Origin of the sequence: Martelella limonii (genome assembly GCF_013344475.1) — a bacterium.
Lineage (GTDB): Bacteria > Pseudomonadota > Alphaproteobacteria > Rhizobiales > Rhizobiaceae > Martelella > Martelella limonii.
In genome coordinates this window covers 1-5,124 of record NZ_JABUOU010000023.1, presented here as the reverse complement: position 1 = coordinate 5,124, position 5,124 = coordinate 1, and the positions used below count along the sequence as shown (strand labels likewise).

3 protein-coding genes and 2 pseudogenes are annotated in these 5,124 nt (G+C 55.0%); 2 read left to right on the top strand and 3 right to left on the bottom strand.

From position 1 onward, the window contains the following. A pseudogene (locus HPQ62_RS20800) lies at positions 1 to 1,105 on the top strand (IS3 family transposase); the annotation flags it as partial. An 83-nt stretch (positions 1,106 to 1,188) separates the two neighbouring features. Here the strand turns inward: HPQ62_RS20800 and HPQ62_RS20795 are convergent. Next, positions 1,189 to 1,503 carry a LacI family DNA-binding transcriptional regulator gene (locus tag HPQ62_RS20795; RefSeq protein WP_174804509.1) on the bottom strand — a complete coding sequence of 105 codons (315 nt, stop codon included), beginning with the start codon at positions 1,501 to 1,503 and terminating at the stop codon, positions 1,189 to 1,191. A 387-nt stretch (positions 1,504 to 1,890) separates the two neighbouring features. Beyond that, entirely contained in the window at positions 1,891 to 3,921 is a 2,031-nt protein-coding gene (locus HPQ62_RS20790; RefSeq protein WP_174804508.1) for a mechanosensitive ion channel family protein, read from the bottom strand. Between the two features lie 127 nt (positions 3,922 to 4,048). Between HPQ62_RS20790 and HPQ62_RS20785 the strand changes: the two are divergent. Further along, positions 4,049 to 4,188: pseudogene (locus HPQ62_RS20785) on the top strand (transposase); the annotation flags it as partial. A 60-nt stretch (positions 4,189 to 4,248) separates the two neighbouring features. Here the strand turns inward: HPQ62_RS20785 and HPQ62_RS20780 are convergent. Further along, entirely contained in the window at positions 4,249 to 4,953 is a 705-nt protein-coding gene (locus HPQ62_RS20780) for an IS6 family transposase (protein ID WP_174804507.1), read from the bottom strand. Positions 4,954 to 5,124: the final 171 nt, after the last annotated feature.

The window sequence follows — 5,124 nt, the reverse complement described above, 5'->3', positions numbered from 1 at the left end:
CAACCACGGATGAGGTGAAGGCGTTGCGCCGGGAAACACGCGATCTGAAAGAGGTCGTGGCCGAGCAGACGCTGGAGCTGCGCCTGCTCAAAAAAAGCATGATCGGGGATGGGGACTCAGAAGAATGAGATACCCCGCTTCTGAGAAGCTGGAAATCATCCGGCTGGTTGAGCAATCGCACCAGCCGGTGAAGAAGACACTGGAACATCTCGCCATTCCACGACAGACCTTCTATCGCTGGTACGACCGCTTCCAGCGCTTTGGCGTAGAGGGGCTGGAGGATCGCTCGTCCGCCCCGTCACGGGTATGGAACCGTATTCCCGATGCTATCAGGGAGGAGGTGATCGAACTGGCGCTTGAAGAGCCGGAACTCTCCCCGCGCGAGTTGGCGGTGACCTTCACCGACACAAAAAGCTATTTTGTATCAGAGGCGTCCGTCTATCGCCTGCTCAAAGCCCATGACCTGATCACATCGCCAGCCTTCATCGTCGTCAAGGCGGACAATGAGTTCAAGGACAAGACCGTTCGGCCCAATGAGATGTGGCAAAACGATTTCACCTATTTGAAAGTGATCGGCTGGGGCTGGTTCTATCTTTCCACCATCCTCGATGACTTCTCGCGTTACATCGTGGGCTGGAAGCTGTGCACGAATATGAAAGTCGGTGATGTGACAGATACGCTGAACATTGCACTTTCCGCATCCGGCTGCGACAGCGTCAAGGTCGAACACAAGCCGCGATTACTGTCGGACAATGGCGGATGCTATATCGCCGAAGACCTGGCGGACTGGCTGAAGGACAGGAAAATGGAGCAGCTTCACGGTGCCCCCGGTCATCCGCAGACACAAGGCAAGATCGAGCGCTGGCACCAGACACTGAAAAACCGGATCCTGCTGGAAAACTACTTCTTTCCGGAAGACCTGGAAGCGCAGATCGGCGCATTCATCGACCATTACAACAACAGCCGATACCACGAGAGCCTCGGCAATCTCACACCGGCGGATGTCTATTTCGGCAGAGGGAATGAAATCCTGAAACAGCGAAAGAGGATCAAGCAACAGACCATTTTGAACCGACGCTTGCAACACCACGCAAACGTGGCTTAAATCAACCCATCAGACGAGCCAGATCCTCCTGAAATCCAAACCGCATTCTGTCCATAATCATTCGATGACGGACAGCTCGCCGATCAGGCGAACGTCGAGATCAAGGCCGCAGACCCGCGCCTCGCTTCGTATCGCATCGAGAATGTGACATAAAAGCTCGAAAGCCCGCCTGTGGCATTGGCAAGGGGAACGAGCGTGACCACGCTGCGAACCATCGCCCGCAGGCCCGATATGTGCTTGGACCTGTACCCCATGGTCCGCGCCATGCGCTGTACATCTCGCCGCACCGCTTCGGATATGCCCTCCTCATTGGCGAGCGCGCGTGAAACCGTGCTGACAGAAACGCCGAGCCTAGCGGCGATATCGGTCTGGTTTGGTTTACGGGTGGTCGAGGCCATCTTCGCTCACTGCTGTCATTGTGTGATTATTCTCAATTACGCAATTTTTGCGTTTTGTGAAAGCCCCGATATGGCTCGTCCAAAGCTTTCTTGGGCCGGAACAGGAGCAATTCAAAACCCTGCGTTGGGACAGAGTGTTTAGAGAATTTATGCATTGGCTCGCCTTTGGCGCGACGTCGTCGGCCATTGATTGGGTCTTCGAGGTGTTTCCTTCTGTTGCAACCAATCTGATGATTGCATGCGGGAATATAGGAAATTCGCTCTTTCGCAGGGGCACTGCAACGTTAACCGGGCGCCGATCAAAATGTGGGATCTTGGGTCATGACCAGATCTGCCCGTGATCCACTTTATCGTCGCCATCGATCTTTTTAGTCCAGAACGCTTGAGCTAGCTCCCTTGGTGCCGCGTACGTTCGGACGTTGAAGACGTCTCCACCTCTGAATCCTCTTCAGCCAGCTCCGGTAGCGGTTGACAAGGATCGGACAGCGGTTCTGCCGCTTCCGGTTCAACTATGTCATCTGCATCAGCGCTGCCATATGGCGGATAGTCAAGTGTCCCTTTCAGACGCTCCTGTTCCTGACGAGACAAACGTGGGAAAGGCAGCTGCCCCGTATCACGCCAGCGTTTCACGGCATCTTCTGCACGCGTGCTGCGCTCCTCGTCGCGTCCTTGATCCTTGGCCATATAAACGGTCTGAGAAGGAAATGCGAAATCGGTACCGGCTTCGTGGACGGCCTTCAGTATACGGAGGTCTACATCCTCCCTGATCGCGAAAAAATCGTTCCACTCACGCGTTTGCGCGTAGATTCGGATGGAAACTTTCAACGAGCTGTCCCCAAAACCGGCGAAGCGGACCCGGACGGTTTCAGCATCAATACGGGGGTGGGCGTGAAGCATGCGTCGCAACGCAACCAACAGGTAGCGCAGCTGGTCTTCAGCTGTATCATAACGCAGTCCGATGGTTTCATTGATCAACATCTGATCGCATTGAGCCCAGTTGATGATCTGCATATCCGCAAACTGTGCATTGGGTATAGATATGACCGTGCGATCAACCGCACGCAGCTTTGTCGAGCGTATCCCGATCCCCTCAACAGTCCCCTTCTGATCGCCGACGCTGCAGAAATCTCCAACGCGAACGGGCCTGTCGACGAACAGGATTACACCTCCAATTAAATTTTCAAACGTTGGCCGCACGGCAAGGGCAACAGCTAGACCCCCGATACCAAGTCCAGCCACCACGCTGAGAACTGGCAAGCCGATAGCATGCCCGCCGAGCGCCAGGATGCAGACCGAGCCGAAGAGGCCGAGCGTTGCGCCCCCGAGTCGAAGTAGATCTGCGTCAAGACTTTCGTCTCTGATGCGTGGCGACAGAATAATGGTTTCGACGAGTATTCTGGTCAGGAGCCAGAAGATGAAGGCCGATCCGCCATAAATGGCAATCGTAAGCACGACATCATAGAACCGGGCGAAGGAGCCGGACAAATGAATCTGAAGCGCGATGAAAGGCAATACTGAACTCGCGCAATATACCAACAGCACTGGAGCCAAGGTGCGAGCCACCAAGACGGACACCCGACCGGTTTTGATAATTGAACGAACCGCATGGTGAATTCCGAAAAGAAACAAAGCGAAAACGAGCAGCAATGCTGTCTCAAAAATAACCTTCCAGGCCGGGGTCTCGAACCAGAGTTCGGTCAGAAGCGGCGGCATGGCCTCCACGAAGGCCGGGGGAACAAGCGGTCCTGTCTGCTGAGGGCCGAAACTCGCCCAGCTTTCAATACCCAGAGGGCTTGTCAACGGCAGGTGGCGAACCGCTTCAAAGAAACGCGGCGCAACACGAACTGTCTCTTCCGCAAACAGAAATTCTCCTTTGCGCGGCCCGTTTGTAACACGCTCTATTCGCAAAGGCGTATTCGGTATCCGAAAACTGTCTGACCCGGCTCCCGAGGCCATGTCCAGATCGGGAAACATCGTAACGTCGGGAGGGCCAATGCGCCCAAAGATATCCATCAGATATTCAAATGTTCTGATGCCTGTTTCTCGACGAGTTGCCGCAGCCACATTTTCCAGATCCAAAAGATCCACAAGGAGGTCTGAAAGAAGCGCGATCTCGGCCTGAAGTTCCAGGCTTGGGTCCTCAAGATAGGCTGCAACACTGTTCTGCAGTGCATCTGACGCGTTCAGGAATGTTTCCATCGTATAGCGCGGCGAGTCGGTGCGTATTTGAGCCCAGAATCTTTCGGATACGACATCATCTGACAGGTCCTGTGCGTTGCCGGGCTGTGGAATGAACGTTAAAAGCGTCACCGCGAGGAGGCCGATACAGACGCTTAGGCCGAGACCGAAAAAGCCGCAATCGTTCTGCCTTACCCCTCCGTTGCGAGAGCTGTAGCATGAGATGAAAAACCGTATCATATTATGTCCTGCCGATTTCCGCTGCGTAGGTAATGCTACGGCATGGTGCGCCATTCAATACAGCAGGTTGAATAGCCCCGCGAATTGTCGACACCTTCCTGCCTAAAAATGAGGTAAGAAGGTGATCATGAGCAAATCGAATTTCACAGAAGAGTTCAAACGCGACGCGGTGCGTCAGATCACTGAGCGGGGCTATCCGGTAGCGGAGGTCTCGCAGCGGCTGGGTGCAGCCCACATTCGCTCTACGAGTGGAAGAAGAAGTTCGGCACATCGAACGGTGATGTCAGGTTAACGTAGGCGAGTTCGGATTCGAGTGGCTCGAAGTGATCATGCGGCGATCCCGGCCATGCCCTTCCAATGTGCGAGCGCCCTGAGACGATGCAGGTGGATGTCAATGGCGTTCTTTTTCAGGTGGGTTGGGACGAAGAGATTTCGGACTGCGGAGAAGACGCTGGTGAAACGTTGCAATGCGCCTGCCGAACGGAACTGCTGTATCACCCGCTCCCGTTTTCGCAGCGGCAGGTGCGAGTTTTCGGCTCGATTGTTCAACCCCTTGTGCGATCGATGCTCGACCGCCGGCATGATCTGGCGCCTCGCAGCACCATAGGAGCCAAGCTTGTCTGTGACGATGCGCTTGGGTACGCCTCCCTGCTTCGACATCAGCCGGATCAAAAGGCGCTTGGCAGCCTTGGTGTTCCGGCGTACCTGGACGATCTCGTCGAGCACATAGCCGTCCTGGTCGACGGCCCGCCAGAGCCAGTGTTTGCGGCCGCCGATTGTCACCACGACCTCGTCCAGATGCCATACATCCGTTGGGTTCGGCACTTTGCGACGCAAGCGGCGAGCATAGACTGGCCCGAACTTCTTTGCCCAGCAGCGGATCGTCTCATAGGAAACGATGATACCGCGCTCCAACAGCATCTCCTCTACCAGACGCAGGCTCAGTGGAAACCGGAAATACAGCCAGACCGCATGGGCGATCACAGATGATGGGAAATGATGGCGCTTGTAGCTGACAGGACTTTGGCTCATGACCGCTAGATATCTGCAAATCTTGCAGCTGCGGTTAACCGGACTGTGATTAGGCGTGGAATAAGGACCCCGTTAGAGGGGTGATCGGCTTCCAAAAGGGACCCCTTCTGGCACAGGGGCTACAACAGCCTCCGGTTTATCTCGGAGGCTTTTTATTTGGATGATTGTTGT